The 19,095-nt window shown below is 58.4% G+C and carries 13 protein-coding genes and 2 pseudogenes; 6 read left to right on the top strand and 9 right to left on the bottom strand.

The window, feature by feature from the left end:
- Window positions 1-175: 175 nt before the first annotated feature.
- The 3 genes and pseudogenes from ACVIGB_RS42405 to ACVIGB_RS42395 all read left to right on the top strand — a co-directional run.
- Window positions 176-343 (top strand): annotated as a pseudogene (locus ACVIGB_RS42405) (DDE-type integrase/transposase/recombinase); the annotation flags it as partial.
- A 99-nt stretch (window positions 344-442) separates the two neighbouring features.
- On the top strand, window positions 443-1,798 hold the full coding sequence (locus tag ACVIGB_RS42400; protein ID WP_456724863.1) for an IS1380 family transposase: 1,356 nt from the start codon (window positions 443-445) through the stop codon (window positions 1,796-1,798).
- Between the two features lie 6 nt (window positions 1,799-1,804).
- Window positions 1,805-2,221: pseudogene (locus tag ACVIGB_RS42395) on the top strand (integrase core domain-containing protein); the annotation flags it as partial.
- A 441-nt stretch (window positions 2,222-2,662) separates the two neighbouring features.
- On the opposite strand, the gene ACVIGB_RS42390 reads toward ACVIGB_RS42395, so the two are convergent.
- The 6 genes from ACVIGB_RS42390 to ACVIGB_RS42365 all read right to left on the bottom strand — a co-directional run bounded on the left by ACVIGB_RS42390 (window position 2,663) and on the right by ACVIGB_RS42365 (window position 10,184).
- Entirely contained in the window at window positions 2,663-3,721 is a 1,059-nt protein-coding gene (locus ACVIGB_RS42390) for an ABC transporter substrate-binding protein (protein ID WP_456724864.1), read from the bottom strand.
- Between the two features lie 191 nt (window positions 3,722-3,912).
- On the bottom strand, window positions 3,913-4,260 hold the full coding sequence (locus tag ACVIGB_RS42385) for a Rieske 2Fe-2S domain-containing protein (RefSeq protein WP_456725299.1): 348 nt from the start codon (window positions 4,258-4,260) through the stop codon (window positions 3,913-3,915).
- A 117-nt stretch (window positions 4,261-4,377) separates the two neighbouring features.
- On the bottom strand, window positions 4,378-5,391 hold the full coding sequence (locus tag ACVIGB_RS42380) for a sterol desaturase family protein (RefSeq protein ID WP_456724865.1): 1,014 nt from the start codon (window positions 5,389-5,391) through the stop codon (window positions 4,378-4,380).
- 1,597 nt (window positions 5,392-6,988) lie between these two features.
- The gene (locus tag ACVIGB_RS42375; RefSeq protein ID WP_456725300.1) at window positions 6,989-8,206 is read right to left on the bottom strand and encodes an NAD(P)/FAD-dependent oxidoreductase; all 1,218 of its coding nucleotides are present in this window, start codon (window positions 8,204-8,206) and stop codon (window positions 6,989-6,991) included.
- 466 nt (window positions 8,207-8,672) lie between these two features.
- Window positions 8,673-9,002: a non-heme iron oxygenase ferredoxin subunit gene (locus tag ACVIGB_RS42370; RefSeq protein ID WP_456725301.1), complete on the bottom strand. Its 330-nt coding sequence runs from the start codon at window positions 9,000-9,002 to the stop codon at window positions 8,673-8,675.
- A 99-nt stretch (window positions 9,003-9,101) separates the two neighbouring features.
- On the bottom strand, window positions 9,102-10,184 hold the full coding sequence (locus ACVIGB_RS42365) for a sterol desaturase family protein (RefSeq protein WP_456749308.1): 1,083 nt from the start codon (window positions 10,182-10,184) through the stop codon (window positions 9,102-9,104).
- Window positions 10,185-11,020: 836 nt separating this feature from the next.
- Here ACVIGB_RS42365 and ACVIGB_RS42360 point away from each other — a divergent pair.
- Entirely contained in the window at window positions 11,021-11,860 is an 840-nt protein-coding gene (locus tag ACVIGB_RS42360; RefSeq protein WP_456725302.1) for a MurR/RpiR family transcriptional regulator, read from the top strand.
- 3 nt (window positions 11,861-11,863) lie between these two features.
- Entirely contained in the window at window positions 11,864-13,213 is a 1,350-nt protein-coding gene (locus ACVIGB_RS42355) for an aspartate aminotransferase family protein (protein ID WP_456724867.1), read from the top strand.
- A 410-nt stretch (window positions 13,214-13,623) separates the two neighbouring features.
- On the opposite strand, the gene ACVIGB_RS42350 is transcribed toward ACVIGB_RS42355, so the two are convergent.
- On the bottom strand, window positions 13,624-13,761 hold the full coding sequence (locus ACVIGB_RS42350; protein ID WP_456724868.1) for a hypothetical protein: 138 nt from the start codon (window positions 13,759-13,761) through the stop codon (window positions 13,624-13,626).
- A 448-nt stretch (window positions 13,762-14,209) separates the two neighbouring features.
- Here ACVIGB_RS42350 and ggt point away from each other — a divergent pair, with 448 nt between their 5' ends.
- On the top strand, window positions 14,210-15,895 hold the full coding sequence (gene ggt / locus ACVIGB_RS42345) for a gamma-glutamyltransferase (protein ID WP_456724869.1): 1,686 nt from the start codon (window positions 14,210-14,212) through the stop codon (window positions 15,893-15,895).
- Between the two features lie 275 nt (window positions 15,896-16,170).
- Here the strand turns inward: ggt and tnpC are convergent, their stop codons facing one another.
- Complete coding sequence (gene tnpC / locus ACVIGB_RS42340) at window positions 16,171-17,769, bottom strand: IS66 family transposase (protein WP_456724870.1); 1,599 nt, start codon at window positions 17,767-17,769, stop codon at window positions 16,171-16,173.
- 96 nt (window positions 17,770-17,865) lie between these two features.
- Complete coding sequence (locus tag ACVIGB_RS42335) at window positions 17,866-19,068, bottom strand: ABC transporter ATP-binding protein (protein ID WP_456724871.1); 1,203 nt, start codon at window positions 19,066-19,068, stop codon at window positions 17,866-17,868.
- Window positions 19,069-19,095: the final 27 nt, after the last annotated feature.

Below are 19,095 nucleotides of genomic sequence, written 5' to 3'. Positions count from 1 at the left end.
ATTTTCTCCACCCTTTTTGTTTGTTGCGGCGAATTACACAGACTCACCGCTCGCCCTACTTACCTTCTGGTTTTAAGTGCCCGAATGTCGGGCTGCCTCCGGCCGACCTGCCCCAGCCGCGCTAGACAACATTGCCGAGCGTGAGTTCATTATGACCATGCCCATCGCGATGACGCCGAACGAGCGCTGGACGTTCGACTTCGTCTCGGATCGGCTCACCGATGGCTTCCGCATCCTCACCGTGGTCGATGATTGCACCCGCGAGTGCCTGGCGCTGGTGGCCGACACCTCGCTCTCCGGCACTCGGGTGGCGCGGGAGCTAGCCCGTCTTATTCATCAGCGGATTGTTGAGAGGCGGGCGAGCGTAGCGTAAGCCGCTGAGGTGGCGTAGGATTCGGTTGCTAACACCCACCCTCCGCACATCCGGGCCGCCACACTCGCCATGACCGACGATACGAGTCTGCCGTTCTCATTTCCAGCCGTTTCCCGCAAGAAGATCACAGCCTCGTTCGACGGCGGCAAGCTGACGTCGGATGGCGGCGTCATGCTTCTGGCCATGGCGGACCGGCGCCTCGGCTTGGCCGCGAAGTTGTCCTGCGTATTCCCGGAGCGGCGCGATCCGGGACGCATCGTGCACAGCCTTGCGGATATGATCCGCGCCCGCATCTTCGCCATCGCGTGTGGCTACGAGGATGGCAATGATCTCGATCGTTTACGCGGCGATCCGGCGTTCAAGCTGGCTTGCGGCCGACTGCCGGACACTGGCCGGGATCCGCAGCCGACCCTATCGCGCCTGGAGAATGCACCACACCTGCGCGAGGTGATCCGGCTGAGCTCTGTGCTGGTTGACCTATGGATGGACAGCTACGCGCGAGCGCCGAGCGCAATCACGCTCGACATCGACGACACGGTCGACGTGGTGCATGGCCGTCAGCAACTCTCGCTGTTCAACGCCCATTATGACGAACACTGCTTCCTGCCGATCCACGTCTACGACACCGAGCACAGCCGGCCTGTTGCCGTCATCCTGCGCCCCGGCAAGACGCCGAGCGGCCGCGAGGTGCGGGCACACCTGCGCCGCCTGGTTCGGCGCATTCGCCGGCGCTGGCCCGATACGCGTATCACCTTCCGCGGCGACAGCCATTACGCCTGCCCCGAGGCGATGACTTTTTGCGAGCAAAACGGCGTCGATTACATCTTCGCGCTAGCCGGCACGAAGCCGCTCGCCAGAAAGCTCGACGAGGTCTGTGATGCAGTTCGAACCGAACGTGCGATCGAGAACAAGATCGTGGTTCGCGGCTACACCGAGACCCGCCACGCGGCCGGCTCCTGGCATCGTGAGCGCCGCGTCGTCGCCCGCATCGAGGCAACCCAACAAGGGCTCGACGTCCGCTACGTCGTCACCAGCCTCGATATCGGCTCGGCTGAGTGGATCTATGACAGCCTCTATTGCGCTCGCGGACAGGCCGAGAACCTGATCAAGCTGCACAAGACCCAGCTCGCCTCCGATCGCACCAGTTGCCGCTCGGCGCTCGCCAACCAGGTCCGCCTCGTCTTCCACACCGCCGGCTATTGGCTCATCCTCGCCGTGCGCGATGCCATCCCAAAGCCGCGTGATCTGGCAACGGCCGAGTTCAACACGATCAGGCTCAGGCTTCTCAAGATCGCAGCCCGCGTCATCGAGACCGCCACCCGCGTCCGTCTTGCCTTCGCTGGCGGCGAAAAAGCCGAAGCGTTCGCGCGCGCCTTCACTCCGACCGGAAATGTTCCAGCTGCCCCGCCCGGCAATCATGAATAAGACGGGCTAGACCGGCTGGTGATGGAGCGCGACAAGCCGAAGATGGTTGTTAGCGACAATGGCAGCGAACTCACCAGCAACACCATCCTGACGTGGGTTGATCAGAGTCGCGTCGCATGGCACTACATCGCGCCGGGCAAGCCCATGCAAAACGCCTTCATCGAGAGCTTCAACGGCCGGCTGCGGGATGAACTGTTGAACGAGACGCTGTTCACGCCGCTGGCTCAAGCCCGCGTCGTGCTCGGATGCTGGCGGTCTGATTACAACGAGGCACGACCACACTCGCAGCTCGGATGGAAGACGCCGTCCGAATTCGCCTTCACCCGCCACTCGCGATGGGATCTGGCGCTGCACTATGTCGAGGGCTCCGCGCCAGCTCCCGTCGCTACGAAACTAGTCGGGGGCGAACTCAGGACTGGATGAAAGTTGGGGGCAAGATCACCAAGCAAGCCACGGCACCCGCCCTCGCGCAGTGCCATCGCGGCGGCCGTGCCCGCCTCGCCGGCCCCTACGATCACCATTGCAGGTTCGTTGCTCAAGTTACTCTGTTAAGTTCGCGAGAAGATCGCCTGTCCTCGCCGTAACAGGAATGGGTCGCTAAATGAGGAATTGACCAAAAGCGCTTTCTGCCATCGGTGATCGCCCGATACTATCGCGATCGGTGACCGTGGACGTCGGCGATGCCAGATCGCTCGCGGGTGGCAGCACGACCGATACCCCGACCATCGTTGCGAGCAAGATGAACGTGGCCTGCGTACGCAGATCTCTTGTTCGGATTATGAGCGTTCCGAGTTGCTCGACAAACATGGAGCGGAGTTGCACCGATGGAAGGGGCCTAACTGGCCCCTCCCCGGCACAGAGCGATCAGGTCAGTCTCCATTCCTTGAAACGGCTGGTCGTGGCCTCAAAGTTATCTGCCCAATAGCTATCGAGGAGCATCACATTTTTGGGGCTGTTCAAATCCGGCTGCCATTTGCGTGCCTCTGGCGACAACATCATCGCAGCTTTTTTTGAGATCGGAGTGGTGAAGACGAGATTCTCAAACTGCGCTTGAATCTCAGGCCGCAGATAAAAAGCAATTAGTTTCATCGCGTTTTCTCGGTTCGGCGCTCCCTTTAGGATGGTGAGAGCGTTGCGACCAAGGATATTCTGCTCAAAGGAGTATTCTAATGGCACTCCGCCGCCCGGATCAATCGACGCTTTAACGCGAGTGGAGTTGACGATGCCGAAATCGGCCTCGCCTACCTGCAATAAGCTGGAATCTTGGACCGGCGTCGGAGACCATACGATATGAGACTTGATCCGATCGAGCGACTTGAAGGCGCGGTCCAAGTCTAGCGGGTAGATGTCTTTCGGCGCCACGCCATCGGCAATCAGCGCTACTTCGAGCGTATTCTGAGCGTAATTGCGCATCGATCGCCGTCCTGGGTATTTTTTTACGTCGAAGAACCCGGCAAAATCCACCGGATGCTTGCCGGGGCCGAACTTTTTCGGGTCCCACGCAATTCCTTGGTTGTAGATATCAAATACTAGATAGTCGCTTTTTGGCTGAACCGCCAAGTCCCCAAGGTCGAGCCCGGAAAAGTCAAGCTTCTCCCACAGGCCCTGCTTGGAACCAGAAGCCGCTTCGGCACCTGAGATGAAGTCAATATCTATCTCGACATTGTTGGTAAGCTGCATCGCCTTGACTTTGTCGAGCCCCGGGTAAGGAACGATGTTGACGTTTATCCCAGTCTCTTTTGTAAAGGGCTCGAACACTGCCTTAACGGTGGCTTCTTGATATTGCCCACCATATTGAACGATCGTGACCGTATCCGATTTGGCTGCGGCTCGTTTGCTCCCAAGCACCACTGGCGCCGCAATGGCGGCCGCGGCGCCGGCAAGGAAGGAACGACGCGAAGTAGTGGATACATGCTTTTCCATCAACTCTCTCCCTCTTCCCAATTTCGTTTCAGCTACTCACTACTTCAGCTACACACTACTGAGAAACACGTTCGTTCAGGGATCAACCACACCAACAAGCTGGCGCGCATTCGGCCAGACGATCACATTGTGCCGGCACTTGGAACGCCCGCGCACCTCCGAACGTCTGCCCCATTACGAGCCTTCGTCACTCAGATTTTGACAAAGACCGTGTTCCCCTCGACCTTAACTTCATAGCTGCGCAGGTCGACGCACGCGGGCAGCACCCGTGCCTCGCCTGTCCGATAATCGAAAGCTCCGAAATGCTTAGGGCATTCGATGATGTAGCCATCGATAATGCCATCTGCGAGATGGACCTTCTCGTGAGAGCAGTGGCCGTCCATCGCAAAGCATTCGCCTTCCGGCGAGCGAGCAATTACAAATGTGCGCCCTCCGTGATCGAAGCGAAACGTCTCTTCCGGCTTCAGTGCATCGAGGGTGCAGGCCGCCACCCACTCTCCGGCGCCAGTCAATGAATCTTCCTCTGAGTTCGGCGACATGGCGACCGCGCTGACGGCGAGGCGATCCACGGCTACTCCTGTCGCTACGCTCGGGCAGGAAACCAGCTGCGCAGGCACGCGGCGTTGGGACCTAGAAGCGTATTTGTCCCCCGAGCATCAATGCGATAGGCCGCGCGCGAGCTTCTTAGCCTTCATGCGGTTGTACATCGCCTCGTCGGTTTCGGGCGAACCGTCATGCATCGTCCCGAACCAATCGTCAAACGGGAACAAGCGGTCACCACCATAGTTCACCTCGAAGTACTTGTGATGCAGGTAATGATAGTAGTGGTCCGTGTCGATGGACTTGTCGTCGCCGATTACGATTTTGTGGAAGCCACAATGGCCCTTCGCCGGCCCCAACGCCTCCCGCATGAAGTAGCACATCGCGTGCAGCGGATGCGAAGGGATCACGAAATAGATTAGCACGCCGGCGAACAACATCAGGTTTTCGATCGGGTGCATCGACACGCCGGACCAGGGACCCGGATTGACGTTCTTGTGATGAACTTTGTGGATTAGATGGTAGAGCGGTCCCAGATGGATCAGACGATGGACCCAATAAAAGTAGAACGAATTCCACATCGGCCCTAGTAACAGCAGTCCGATAAAATAGACCGGATGCTGCTTGAAATCGACATAGGGGATGTAGCCCCTAGCGAACATCCACCAGGTGAATACCTCACATGCAGTCCAAATGGGCACCGCGATGCACATCGTCCTGAATACATTCTCAGCAGTCTGGCTTCCGAACATAAACGTCGGACCGTCCGTGTCGGGCCATTTGGCGTTGTACTTGAAGTCAAACTGCTGCCTCCGGCGCACGTAGAGCACGAGATGCAAACCGCCATAGACCATTAGTGCCAGCGCCACATTTCGAAGAAGGATCAGCAAGATCCAGCCCGCGGCAAAATCTCGCATCGTCTCGAGCGAAGGCGTCAGATAGGTCCACGCGAGGAGCGAGATTGCGAGGAAAAAGGCCTGCCAAGGCACCAGATAGCCCGGGCAGCCGAATAGCCACCGCAAGAATTGCGTCGGCTGGACCGGCCAGACGAAAACAGGAGCACGCTTGGGCCGCTTGTTGGGCGTCCAGTTTCCCCGTTTGTCACGGGCGCCATAGAGCGTTTCGTCCACTCGACTCTCCACTGCGTGTTATAGCAGCCTGATAGGCGCGCAAGCATCGCCACGCTACATCAATAGTATCAGTATACTGAGGCTTTCATTTCTAATTCAGGAAAATAACGGGGCATCGGCGATTAAATCCTGCGTTCGAAGCCTCTTCCTCGACGGTTTCGAACTCATAGCCTCTTGCCAGCACTCGCCAAACTGAGCAGCCACACCGAGCTCGCCGAAGATCCATAATGTCGCCCCACGCTCGGCGAACAAGTCGCATGTACGTGGGTCGGCGAACACCCGTGCGTTTGAATGCAGAGGGACTTTTCTAGGTAGTCTTTGCGCGGCTTAAGCTCACCAGCGGAATAACCCGTTCGTGTTCGTCCTTTGGTGACTAAGCAAAAGTTCAGCGTTCGCACGATTCCGCTCTAGCCTCCTCTCAAGTCAGCTCCTGCTAACCGAGCCGGCTTCAAAGCACGTTGCTGGATTCATATGCCGATGCAAACGTTGAGGCGTCCGACCCGGACATCATCATGAGGCGCTACGCGACCTCGGAAAGGACCATGACCCCAGCGAAGACATCTACCAGTCAGGGCGATCCAATGGCTGGCCGGCAAAGTACGTATCGGCCGCGCTCGCGCCGTCTCCGCAACCCTGAACCAGCTCCGACGGCGCGAGCACTACCACCGTGCGATGGGCGAATTCAGAAATGTAAAGCTTGACAACAAACCGCAATTAAAGGGCCGAATGACATGACTTTTCTAGGTAGTCTTTGCGCGGCTTAAGCTCACCAGCGGAATAACCCGTTCGTGTTCGTCCTTTGGTGACTAAGCAAAAGTTCAGCGTTCGCACGTTTCCGCTCTGGCCTCCTCTCAAGTCAGCTCCTGCTAACCGAGCCGGCTTCAAAGCACGTTGCTGGATTCATATGCCGAGCGGATCGAGCATTCTTTTGATGACGCTCATCAACGTGATGGCCGCCTGATCCTTCCTCTCGATTAGTTCGCGCGTTTCACCAGGCCGATACCGTGCTCGGCGGAGATCGAGCCGACTATCCGTCCCGAACAGGACGGAGTTGACGTCACGCCAGCGAGCAAGAAATGCGCTCGCGTTCGCACCGACTGGCCGACTGATGTTGTAATGGATAGGCCGGACCAACTAGCTTGCGGCAACGCGGTACCCGGCCCGAAGTGACGTAGGGATGACCCGCATATACTCACTTCCAGCCGAAATGACAGCTTGGTGAAACGCGGCCGCAACGTCGTTCTCTGTTCGCCCGGTTGCGCGACCTTACGCGCAGCGTCAAAGCCGGCCCTTGTTGCCACGGCTGCACGCCGTGGAGATTTCTCGGGCAGACCTGACTCGACGACCCTTCTCTAACACCTCCGAAGCGATTGAGCATGGGACAGACAGGTCGGCACCGAAGGATGGTCTGCTCCGGCTAGGAATGATTGGCTTCCATGCCCCACATGACCTCAAATCGTAGCTGATCGATTATGCGAAGATGCGCTCAGATGACGCCACAAACAACCGGCTTCAAGTCGGAACCTCAGATGGCTGCTGCCGCCGGCCAGCAACCGGCTCGAGATCACCTTCGCCCTTCAAAGATCTATTTCGGTTCCTAAACCAGCAGAGATTTCATTTTGACGGAGGGATCCGCAAGTGCCTCTGCTTTGGGAGTAAGCTGCCTGCCGATCATGATCTCCGCAAATCGTATGTCCTTCGCAATTGCGCCCGGGCTACCAAATCCGCACGCGGCGATCAGACGTCCGTCGTTGGCAATGTAGAAGAAGAGCTCGCCCTTCGTCCCCAGGTTCCTGGCTACTCGAACATCCTCATCACGACAGAGACCAGCAATTTGGAGCACCTCGTCGTATTGATCCGACCAGAACCACGGCACGTCCTGGTAAGGTCGGCTCGCGCCGAGCATGTTCGCTGCGGCGGCCGCCCCCTGTCGCTGCGCGTTGCGCCATGCCTCCAACCTAACTGTCTTGCCATAGAGCTGGTGTGGAAACGAACAGCAATCGCCGGCTGCGAAGATGTGCGAATCCGAGGTAACGAGCATCTCGTCCACCAAGATGCCATCCTGGACAACCACCCCCGCTGCCTGCGCGAGCTCGACGTTGGGCACGACCCCCACTCCAACGACCACCAGATCAGCGAGGTGCGCGCTTCCGTCGGCCAGCACAATCTTGGAACGCCCTTCCATCGTATCAATGCGCACGACCCTTGCATTGGTCTCAAGGCGCACCCCCAAGCTCTCGTGCTTGGCCTTGATGAGTTCGGCCATATGTGCCGGGACGGACCGCGTTAACAGCCGACTGCCGGCCTCAACCACAGTCACCGAGGCGCCTCTCGACACCGCGCTTGCCGCGACTTCGAGCCCAATGAAGCCGCCCCCGATGACCACCACCTTGCATCCCCGCGCAATGCTTCGGCGAATAGTCAATGCGTCCGCATACGTTCGCAATGTTGTCACTCTGTTTCCCGCTGCGATCGGAACGCTTAATTGTCGGGCGCGGGCCCCAGTGGCCAGCAGCAGTCGCTCGTAGGTAAGTTGCGCGCCGTCCGAGAGTGTGACCGTGTGCACCGCGCGATCTATCGACACGACGTTGCGCTCTTGGCGATAATCGATTTCCAAGTCCAACAGTTGCTCGGGCCTAACAAGCAACTTAGGTCTCGCATCTGTCTCGTCGGTCAGAATCGACTTAGACAGCGGCGGCCGCTCGTAGGGCAACATGTTTTCGTTGCCGATCAGGATGACCAAGCCACGCCAGCCACCCTCGCGCAGTGCCATCGCGGCCGCCGTGCCAGCCTCGCCGGCTCCTACGATCACCATTGCAGGTTCGTTGCTCAAGTTACCCCGTTCGCGTCGAGAGAAGAGTTAGGTTCGAGAGAAGATCGTCCGTTCCCGCCTCATATAGGCCGCATATAGGATGGGTCGCAATGAAGAGTTTAGCAAAAGAACTTTTCTGGCATCGACGGTCACTCGATGTCATCGCGATCGGTGATCGTAGCGTTGGCGCCATGCAGAACGGCCAGATCGGTCGCGGACTCAAGTCATCGACGGCCCGCGGTAAGCGATCGATCACAGATCTAGAACCAAGCACGATAGGCTTGAGCAGGACGACGCGCCCTGGATCAATGCATGACCTTCCGATGCTATCGAATCTCGTTGGCTGGCTCATGGCCGGTTTCATTCGAGAAAACTCGCTTCCATTCCTGGCGGTACCGTCCCAGCGCTCGGATGACTGCAATGCAATCAGGCTGCGCTTCGGTGCCAAGCTGAGTTTCCAGTACCACCCTCAGCGCTTGATAAAAACGGTGCCCCCCTCCACCTTGACCTCGTAGCTGCGCAGGTCGATGCAAGCGGGCAGCGCCCGCGCCTCGCCTGTCCGGTAGTCGAAGGTTCCCAAGTGCTTGGAGCATTCAATGATGTGACCATCGACGATGCCATCCGCGAGATGGACTTTCTCATGAGAGCAGTGACCGTCGATCGCGAAGTACGCGCCTTCCGGCGAGCGAACGATCACAAACGTGCGCCCTCCGTGGTCGAAGCGCATCGCCTCCTCAGGCTCCAGTGCATCGACGGCGCAGACCGCCACCCACTCTTCCGCATTCAATCTAGCTTCCATTCTCTGCTTCCGTCGGTCGATGGCACCCGCGGTCATAGCAGCGCTCGATCTGCGGCATTCTGCCCTCGGACAAACATCCCGCAGCCTCCCGCTTTTCTCTCATCCATGCCCGCGCACATACTTCTTGGCCTTCATTCGTCGATACATCGCCTCCTCGCCCTCAGGGGAACCATCGTGCGCCGTTCCGAACAACCAGTCCAATGAGGTCAACTCCCCACTGTAGTTTACTTCATGGTACTTGTGATGGAGGTAATGGAAGTAGATCTCGTTCTTCATAAACCTCTCGTCACCTGTAACGATCCCATGGAAACCAGCATGACCAAACGCCGGATGCAGCCCAAAGAACATCAGAATAAAGATTGCGTGCATCGGATTCGATGGCACCACGAAAACAATCAGAACAGCAGAGAAATACAAGATGTGCTCGAACGTATGCATCGACAAGCCGGACCAAGGACCGGGATTGACGCTATTGTGATGCACTTTGTGAATGATACGGTAGAGTGGCCCCATGTGGATCACGCGATGAATCACGTAGAAGTGCAACTCTCGCCACAGCGGCACAAGCAACATCCATGTCACGAAGTAGATCGGATGCTCTCCGAATTCGACATAGTGGATATAGCCATTGGCGAACATCCACCAGGTGAAGACCTCATAAGCAGTCCAAACCGGCACGCCGCTACACATCGTCCAGAACATATTCTCGGCGGTTTGGCTTCCAAATAGAAAGTTCGGATTATCTGTGTCTGGCCACCTTGCGTTGTATTTGAAGGCAGTCTGCTGGCTCCGCCGGATGTAAAGCAGGGAATGTAAGCCGCCATAGACCAAAAACGCCATCGTAGCGTTGCGCACGAGGATGAGTGAAATCCAGCCAGGGCTGAACTGCCGCATCGTTTCCAGCGAGGGCGTAAGATAGACACACACGATTAGCGAAAGTCCGACAAAGATCGCGTGCCTAGGCCAGATATACCCCGGATGTCCGAACACGTAGCGCAGGAATTCCTTCGGTTGGAGAGGCCAGACGAATACTGGGGCGCGCTTTGGTAGCTTAGTGGGTGTCCAGTATCCCCGTTTGTCTCGGGTACCGTATAGGGTATCGTCCACGTTTCTTTCCTCACGTGTTGCGGCGGGGTTGAAGCAGCACCCATGATAAGGATAATTCGAGATGAAAAGCTGCATTAATTGAGCTCTTGCGCTCAAGATCTGCGGGTTTAATGAGTTGAACGCACCCCGTCTGTTCGGACCGATGCAATCTTGGCTTAGGCGCGTGCTGATCCTCAAACAGGGAGTTCTCGTCGCGTAGGTCACGACCTAAACGTGGCAGCCGCGTGGCAATCAATGTCGCCGCTGGTGCACACTCCTTTGGCAATCGCCGGCTGTCAACGAAGCTGACTGGCTTGTCAAAGCTCGATCCGATCTAGTTTGCTTTTGCGTCGACCTCAATGACCATCGCGGTGACAATGTGGATGTCCTCCCCACCAACTTGTCGGATCCATCCTTAAATTAGGCCGGATGGTAACCAGCATCGGAACACCCCGCGGTTCGCAAGAATAGCGTTCGCATCTCGTTGACCTTTTCCATGAAGTACCTGACTGCGGGCAGGCGTTGCTATGATTCAGCTGGCTGTCCTCTGGGCATGGCGCGCACATTAGCGGCGACCGTGCACACGCTCGAACTGGTCGCTATGTCGGCGATTCTCCGTGCGTTTTGCTCTTATTGGACACGACATCGCCGAATGTTGACGGAAGGCGACCTTGAGGCGCTGCATATCTGCAAACTACCACGCATTTGAGGGGCTTTTCGACGCGCGAGTTGCTTACAATTCCGACTGCCCACTTCCCGCTTCGATGTTGTTTAGTCAGCACGCTGCGTATCGATAGTAGTCAACATGCTCGCGGTAGCAGTGAATAGAGTCGTATGCTGCAACTGAAAGGGTTTGAAACAGCTTCATGGCCGCGGCCACCGTACGCTCACAATTCTCGAGAGCCTCACGGTCGAGATCCTCGCCCTTGAGAGTGATCTGCAGTGCATTGCCGTCATTGCCGGCGCGACTGCAAGAGGTTGGTCGCTTTGTAGCCGCTAATGATTATGACGCCACCACTCGCTCGATGCGCGACCTCGCCGCCGCGGTCGGCGCCGATCCCGCAGCCTTCACCCGACTCGCCAAATCCTTGGGCTATTTCGGATGGGCGGAATTGCGAACCGCTCTGACCGAGTGGCGGAGACCGCCTCGAAAGTCAGTGCTCTCTGGCCGCACCAAACAACAGCGCCTCGGCTCAAGTTCCGATGTAACGCTCGTCGTCAAGAAGCTCGTAAGCGAAGCTGCAGCCCTGGCGCGTATACCGGTTTCGCCGATAGTAGACGCGGCCAGCATTTTACATAATGCTCGTCGTATCTGGATCGTGGGATTTCGCAGCTGTCGTGCCGTCGCCGAACTTCTCAACTATGAGCTTCGGCTGTTCCGTCCTGACGAGGTGCAGCTGGTCGGCGGCTCAGGGCCTGGGGATCTCGACCTCATCTCCTTTGGTTCCGGCGAAGCGGTCGTGGTAATTAGCTTTGCACCCTATTCGCACGCCAGCGTGTTGTCGGCTCGCGCAGCGCATCGTCAAGGGGCAAAGCTCGTTGCGATCGTGGATTCCCTCACAGCCCCTATGGCGGAGGGCGCAGACCATGTGTTGCTGTTCGAGGCGGTGGGCTCCCCTGGTTTTTTTCCGAATCTAACCGGAGCGATCGCGATCGCACAATCGCTCGCTGCTGTCAGTTTCTTGCTCGGCGGCACGGCAGCCAGGAAACGACTTCAGGAAGCGGAGGTGCTGCTTGCAGCGACCTCTCAATACTTTGCCAAGAAAGGTTGACTCATGCCCCCTCGTAAAAGCCGCGTGCTCCATCGTAGCCTGCGTGACACACCACCGATTGCCATAGGCGGCGAAGGCGTCTGGCTGATCGCCGAAGATGGGCGTCGCGTGTTAGATGCCTCAGGCGGCGCGGCTGTTTCATGCCTAGGCCACCAGCATCCACGCGTGCTGGAGGCGATAAAGAGGCAAGCGTCGCAGCTTGCATATGCACACACCAGCTTCTTCTCTTCGGAAGCAGCTGAAGCGCTCGCCGATCACCTCGTAGGCCACGAGCCAGGCGGGCTTGCATACGCCTATTTAGTCAGCGGAGGATCGGAAGCGATCGAAGCCGGCATCAAGCTTGTGCGGCAGTATTTCGTCGAGCGCGGCGAGCGCGAGCGCAGCCACTTCATCGCGCGCCGACAGAGCTATCACGGAAACACGCTAGGCGCGCTCGCCGCTGGCGGCAATGCGTGGCGGCGCGAACCTTATTCGCCGCTTCTGTCGTCCAATTTTAGCCACGTGACGCCGGCCTTCGCCTATCACGAAAAGCGCGGCAATGAGACCGAGGCAGATTTTGTTACGCGTCTGGCAAGCGAGCTCGAGGCTGAATTCTTGCGGCTCGGCCCGCATTCGGTGGCGGCCTTCATTGCCGAGCCGGTGGTCGGCGCCACCGCTGGATGCGTGCCAGCACCGGCGGGCTATTTCCGCAGGGTACGCGAGATATGCGACCGCTATGGCGCCCTACTGATCCTTGACGAGGTCATGTGCGGGATGGGTCGCACCGGTACGCTACATGCCTGGGAACAGGAGGGCATAGCACCCGATATCCAGGCGATCGCGAAGGGATTGGGCGGCGGCTATCAACCGATTGGCGCCATGCTCGCACGAGGCGAGATCGTCGAAACCATTCGCAGAGGTTCCGGCGCTTTCCAGCATGGCCATACTTATCTTGCCCATCCGATGTCCTGCGCCGCCGCGCTAGAAGTGCAGAACATCATCCGCGAAGAGAACCTGCTCGATCAGGTCAAGGCACGCGGTCAGCTGCTCGAGCAGCTACTGATCGAACGGTTTGGCAATCACCGCTATGTCGGCGATATCAGGGGGCGCGGCATGTTCCGCGCAATTGAGCTAGTGGCGGACCGAGCCACCAAGCGGCCGTTCGACCCCTCGCTCAAATTGCATCAGAAGATTAAAGCGGCGGCGTCCGCAAATGGCCTTGGTTGCTATCCCGCCGGGGGCACCATGGATGGGCGTAGCGGCGATCATGTAATGCTGGCCCCTCCCTTTATCGCTACGCCCGACGATATCCACATGATCGTTGACCGGTTAGGTACCGCCGTCGACAGTGCGTTGAAATCAATAGACCCTTGAGAGCAACAAAGCACTAGCCGGAGACGCTATCGAGTTAGGCTCTTGAGGCTTGCGCTTTCAGTCGCGCGGCATTGACCACGGCGCTGGCTGCAGTGAAACAGACGGGCACGCTCATCGGCGGCGTCCCGGCCGGCTTTGTCGGTTTCTCTGCAAAGGACTCAGGCCTCCAGGTTGATCGTTGTAGCGGCGTTCACAGTGGTGTGTTCGGTGAGCTGAACAACGAATACGATAGGCTGCTGACTCATGAGCTGGGAGCCAAGTCAGGACGCTCCTAGCCGGCTTGTCGAAAGATGCCGTGACACGGCGGAAGTGATGAGCGCGGAGAATAGGCGCGTCGTCAGGTTGGGCTATCTATAAAGCGCGGGATCGGTGTCCCTGAACTTTACGGCTCTCTGTGTGTCTCAATATCGTCATACTTCTACGAGCGACGACGAGGTCGATCCTGGCACGAACGCGTAGCCGCGATCGGCAACCGAGATTAGTGCGGTGGTCGGCGCGCGATCAAGTGAGCGATAGTCTACCAGGCGTTGATCTTGGTACTCAGTCATTCACGCCGATCCGCGATCCGGAGCTTATTGTACGGTCAACCCCATGCTGCTGGTCGTGGATAACAGAATTATCGATCGCGCGCAGTGAAAGAGGTGATGCTGTCGTGGTTTTGAGAACTTTCAGCCAGGTATCCGATGAGAGTTGAGACACGCCAGACTAAATCAGCGCGGTGAAATCCGGCTAGAAATGGACTCAGAAGGCGGAATTCGAGCGTGAATGTCTGAGGTATGGCATCAATCAGTAGTGGAGTTCAACTATCGTACATGTAGCTGCGGAAATCTGATTGATGAGCAACTCTTGTGCGAGATAAACCCGTGGAGACAGTTCGGCTAACCTGATCCGGAATTGTCGAAATAACCTGGTCAAAGCTTCGATCATTGATTACGCGTTCGTGAGTGCGGTAGATGCGCTCCCTTAGCAAAGATAAGGCGAAAGGAAATAGCTCCAATGCTCTCTCCAACTTGGCGCGACCGTGCTGGCACCATCTTCGACTGCGAGAAACAGTCGGCTCAGTCGACACGCGGCATGGTTGTTACCAACCACCCGCTTGGTTCTGCCGCGGCGCTCGAAATGTTGGCAGCGGGCGGCAACGCGGTAGACGCCGCGGTCGCAGCCCAGTTTGCCCTGACAGTCGTCGAGCCGATGATGGTGGGATTGATCGGAGGAACAACGTGCAATATCCGATTAGCGGACGGCTCCCAGCGCATCATCGATGGGATGAGCACGGTGCCCCTGGCTGGCCATCCGACAATGTACAAGCCGGTTCCCAGCACGACGAGCGAAGACTTCGAGGTCGAGCGAGCGGAAAACAGAGTTGGGCCCAAAGCGGTGGCAACCCCCGGTTCCTTACTCGCCTGGACGCATGCATTGCGAACTTATGGGACGATGTCGCTGGCGGACGTCATACAGCCTGCAATCCGGCATGCCACGCACGGATTCATCGTTACACCCTATCTCTCCGAATGCATCGTGGGGGCGGCGGCTGATTTGGTCTTGGACCCGCTTGCCGGCGAACGGCTTGTACCCGATGGCAACCCGCTTAAGGCGGGAGAGCGGCTGATACAGGCTGATTACGGTGAAGCACTCACTTTGATCGCCAAGCAGGGTGAAGGCGCGCTTCATGGTGGCCCGCTCGGCGACCAACTCATTGAATGTGTGGAGCGTAACGGCGGTTTTCTCTCGCGCAAGGACCTCACCAGCTATCGTATAGTTGAGCGTCAACCGATCCGTGCCTGCTATCGTGGCTGGGAGATTGTGGGCCCACCCCCGCCAGCTGCCTCCGGCTTACACATTGCGCAGATGCTGAACATTCTTGAAGGCTTTGACCTCGCGAAGATGGGATACGGCACAGCTGCAACGCTACATCTGCTCGCCGAGGCGATGAAGATTGCCTTCGCCGATCGAGCTCAGGCGAGCGGGGACCCCGATTTCGTGAAGGTGCCTGTCGAGCGCATCACGTCGAAGGCATACGCCGAACAACGACGCAACCAACTTGACATGAATCGAGCCAAGAAGTGGTCAACTGGACTGCTCGCGAAGGAGGGGGCTGACACTACCCATCTTACCGTCGCCGACAGCAAGGGCAATGTCGTCACGACCACACAAACCATCAACAGCACGTTCGGCGCACGCTTCATCGTGCCGGGCTCGGGCATGTTCCCCAACGACTACATGTCCAACTTCGATCCGCGGCCCGGCAGAGCACTATCCATCGAACCGGGGAAGCGGGTCACCACATCGATGTCGCCGATGATGGCGCTGAAGGACGGCAAAATGCGTTATGCGCTGGGCCTACCGGGCGGTCGCAAGATCTTTCCGGCTGCTCTGCAGGCGCTGATCAATCTAATCGACCACGGAATGAGCCTACAGGAAGCTTTCGAAGCACCTCGAATCTGGACCGAAGGCGGGGCGCTTGAAGTAGAGCCCGGCATTCCTGAGGTCGTGCATCAAGGCTTGGCATCTCGCGGTCACAAGCTGGTACCCATGGCCGCCGTCGCCGGTGGTACAAACGGCATTGCGTTCAATGACGATGGAAGCATGGTTGGCGCAGCCTGCTGGCGTGCTGATGGCACGCCAGCGGGCCTTTCCGGCGGATATGCCCGTACAGGTGTACGTTTTGTGCTGCCGCCGTAACCTCATTCCAGCACAGTCCTAATCGCTGCTTTCAAGTAGGGCAAGAGCCGAGGGTAGGCATCCTTCAACTTGGAGGGCGAACCATAGGAACGCCGAACCATGGAAGCAGGCTGACACTCATGTCGTTACGATATCACCGTGGCTGCAGTTGCATCTTTAGAAGTGTGTCGCTCCGCAACGTGCATAAGAAGTCCGAGCGCTGGACAGACGATGTAACGTACGCATCCGACCAGCACCCCGGGCAGGCGCGCCGGTCTGCGGGTCTGCGGTGGCGCTCAGGCGGCAGCCGCTTTGGACTGTCGGGTCGCCTTCCAATTCCACGGGAGTAGATCGACGACTCTGTTGACGGGGTGATCTGGAAGCCTGGCCAACACATCCGCGAGCCAAGCTTGCGGATCAACGTCGTTCATCTTGCAGGTTTCGATCAAAGTATAGATGGCGGCGGCGCGATGTCCGCCAGCGTCTGAACCGGCGAAGGTCCAATTTCGTCTTCCGACGGCCACACCGCGTAACGCGCGTTCGGCAGCGTTGTTCGAGAGGCAGATGCGGCCGTCGTCCAGGAAGCGCGTGAACGCCGCCCAGCGATTGAGCAGGTAGTTAATCGCCTTTGCGGTATCATTGCCTGAGGAGAGCAAGGTCCGCTGCTGGCGCATCCAGATCTCGAGATCAGCAACGATTGGTGCAGACTTCTCTCGACGTACCGCAAGCCGCTGTTCTGGCGTTTTGCCGTTGATGGTGCGCTCGATCTCGAACAGGATATCGATGCGTCGCACGGCCTCGCTGGCAATCGGCGCCTCTCCAGATTTCGCCAGGTCGAAGAACTTTCTGCGACCGTGGCTCCAACAGGCCGCTTCAAGGATCGGAGCCGGCTTCCTTTGGGCTTTGTAGAGCTGGTTATATCCATCGAAGGCATCGGCCTGCATCAGGCCCACATAGCCGGCGAGATGGCTTTGCGGATGCTCTCCAGCCCGGTTGCGTGAGTAGTAGAACAGGGCCACCGGCGGATCCGTGCCGCCAAACGGCCGGTCATCGCGAACATAGGTCCAGATCCGGCCGGTAACCGTCTTAAGCTTGGCCAGTACCGGCACCGTCGTATCGTCGGCGTGGATGCGCTGCGCGCTCATGACGTGGATCCGGATGGCCTCAATAATGGGATCGAGTGCGACCACGCAGGCGCCGACCCGATCCGCCAGGGTCGAGACGTCGATCTCGATCCCTTCGCGGGCATAGGTCTTGCTCTGCCGGTTCAACGGCTGATGCAGCAGGAACTTGTTGACCAGCACCATCGCCAGCAGGCTCGGCCCGGCAAAGCCTCGCGGGATCGGATGGAACGGCGCCGGAGCCTCTGTGATCGCCTCACAATCTCGGCAGGAGAACTTTTCGCGGACATGCTCGATAATCTTCCAGCGCCGCGGCTCGCATTCCAGGGTCTTCGATACCACCTCGCCGAGCTTGTGCAGTCGCTCACTGCCGCACTTGCCGCATACGCAAGGCGCGGGCTCAACGACGCGTTCGATGGGCAGATTGTCCGGCAACAGGCGTCGCGGCGGCCGTGGGTTTTGCGTGCGCTGCTGTTTGGCGGCTTCCGGCGCTGCCAGCTCGGCGTTGGTTTCCTGCTCAGCCTGGGTCTCTTCAAGATCCTCGATGGCGAGTTCGAGCTGCTCGACCAGCAGCTTGCCGCGCTCAGAAGATTGCCCGAACTGTTCACGCCGTGCCTTGGCCAGCATCAGCTTCAGCCGCTCGATCTCCAGCCGGCCGACGGTCACCTCGCTCTTGGCCAGCGTCAACTGCTCGCGCTGCGCAAGAATCATCGCGTGTGCTGCGGCAAGGTCGGTGGGTAGCTGATCGGAGGGCGTCGTCAGCCCCCGACCCATCAGCGGTCTCGTTCTGTAGACCGTGGTTCGAAGTCGCACCGCCAACGCATCTTCATACGAGCCTGCCGTAGGATTTTGGCAAGTAGGGCGATACGATCATTGCTCCAGAACGACTAGATCCGAGCGAGCCCAGCAAAGCCGCACCCGGGCTCCAAGGCCGAGCCTCGATTCGGCTCGCTCCGACATCATCTTGACCGTCATGGTGAGGCCGTTCTCGGTTCGGACGCTTACGCGGGTCATGCCGCCGATAAAGGAGACGCTTAAAACTTCGCCGTTGAGGACGTCGGCGTCCGCCGCGAGGGTATCCTCGATGCTGGCGATGCGTATTCTCTCTGGCCGGACCATTACCAGGAGATCCGCTCCTTCGGCCACCGCGCCGCCGGGAATGGCAATGGACGTGTTCCCGGCGATTGCCATTCGTCCCCCGCCACTAACTTGCCCGCTGATCAGATTGGACTCCCCGATGAACTCGGCCACGAAACGGCTACGCGGTTGGAAGTAGAGTTCGTCCGGCGTTCCAAGTTGAGCTATCTGGCCCGAACTCATCAAGCAGATGCGATCAGACATGTTGAGCGCCTCTTCCTGATCGTGGGTGACATAGATAAGAGTTGTGCCCAGATCCTTATGGAGACGCTTAATTTCGGTTTGCATCTGTTCGCGCAGGTTCTTGTCCAGCGCCCCGAGCGGCTCATCCATCATTATGATAGCAGGCGAATAGACTATGCACCGTGCGATACCGACACGTTGCTGCTGACCGCCGGAGAGCTGACGGGGCTTACGATTCTCGAAGCCGCGCAGGCCCACGCGCTCAAGCGCCTCCAATACTTTCGCGCGAATCGTATTGGCCGGTTCACGGCGTGCACGCAGAGGATAGGCCACGTTTTCGAATACACTCATATGCGGCATGAGTGCGTAGTTTTGGAAAACCATCCCGATCCCTCGGTCGCGCGGCGGCATCGTGGTGATGTCGCGCCCGTCCAGCAAGATGGCACCGGTCGTCGGTCCGGTCGCGCCGGCGATCAGATTGAGCAGCGTGGTCTTGCCGGAGCCCGAGGGGCCAAGCAACGTCAGGAACTCGCCCCTCTCCACGGTTAGATCGGTCGGATGCAGCGCCGTTACTGGACCGTACGTCTTCGATATGCCTTTCAGTGCAATCGCGTGGGCGGCCTTGGTACCGAGCTCGTTGATCTCCCGCATCCAGTTCACTCCTTCACCGGAACGGTCAATATGGCGCCCACCAGTCTGTTCATCTTTCCGAATCTCTTCAACGGTTTCGCCCTTCTCCAGCCGAAGTGTCATACGATCTCGCTTCCTCATTATATTCAT

It is taken from the genome of Bradyrhizobium sp. USDA 4341, from assembly GCF_054063755.1.
The sequence above is the reverse complement of the archived record's forward strand: the minus strand, read 5'-3'. Positions and strand labels throughout refer to the sequence as shown.

Excerpts from the sequence above, each read along its gene's own strand:
- ACVIGB_RS42400 (WP_456724863.1), top strand. The coding sequence starts at position 443 with ATGACCGACGATACGAGTCTGCCGTTCTCATTTCCAGCCGTTTCCCGC.
- ACVIGB_RS42390 (WP_456724864.1), bottom strand. The coding sequence starts at position 3,721 with ATGGAAAAGCATGTATCCACTACTTCGCGTCGTTCCTTCCTTGCCGGC.
- ACVIGB_RS42385 (WP_456725299.1), bottom strand. The coding sequence starts at position 4,260 with ATGTCGCCGAACTCAGAGGAAGATTCATTGACTGGCGCCGGAGAGTGG.
- ACVIGB_RS42375 (WP_456725300.1), bottom strand. The coding sequence starts at position 8,206 with ATGGTGATCGTAGGAGCCGGCGAGGCTGGCACGGCGGCCGCGATGGCA.
- ACVIGB_RS42370 (WP_456725301.1), bottom strand. The coding sequence starts at position 9,002 with ATGGAAGCTAGATTGAATGCGGAAGAGTGGGTGGCGGTCTGCGCCGTC.
- ACVIGB_RS42365 (WP_456749308.1), bottom strand. The coding sequence starts at position 10,184 with ATGCAGCTTTTCATCTCGAATTATCCTTATCATGGGTGCTGCTTCAAC.
- ACVIGB_RS42355 (WP_456724867.1), top strand. The coding sequence starts at position 11,864 with ATGCCCCCTCGTAAAAGCCGCGTGCTCCATCGTAGCCTGCGTGACACA.
- ACVIGB_RS42350 (WP_456724868.1), bottom strand. The coding sequence starts at position 13,761 with ATGACTGAGTACCAAGATCAACGCCTGGTAGACTATCGCTCACTTGAT.
- ggt (WP_456724869.1), top strand. The coding sequence starts at position 14,210 with ATGCTCTCTCCAACTTGGCGCGACCGTGCTGGCACCATCTTCGACTGC.
- tnpC (WP_456724870.1), bottom strand. The coding sequence starts at position 17,769 with ATGGGTCGGGGGCTGACGACGCCCTCCGATCAGCTACCCACCGACCTT.
- ACVIGB_RS42335 (WP_456724871.1), bottom strand. The coding sequence starts at position 19,068 with ATGACACTTCGGCTGGAGAAGGGCGAAACCGTTGAAGAGATTCGGAAA.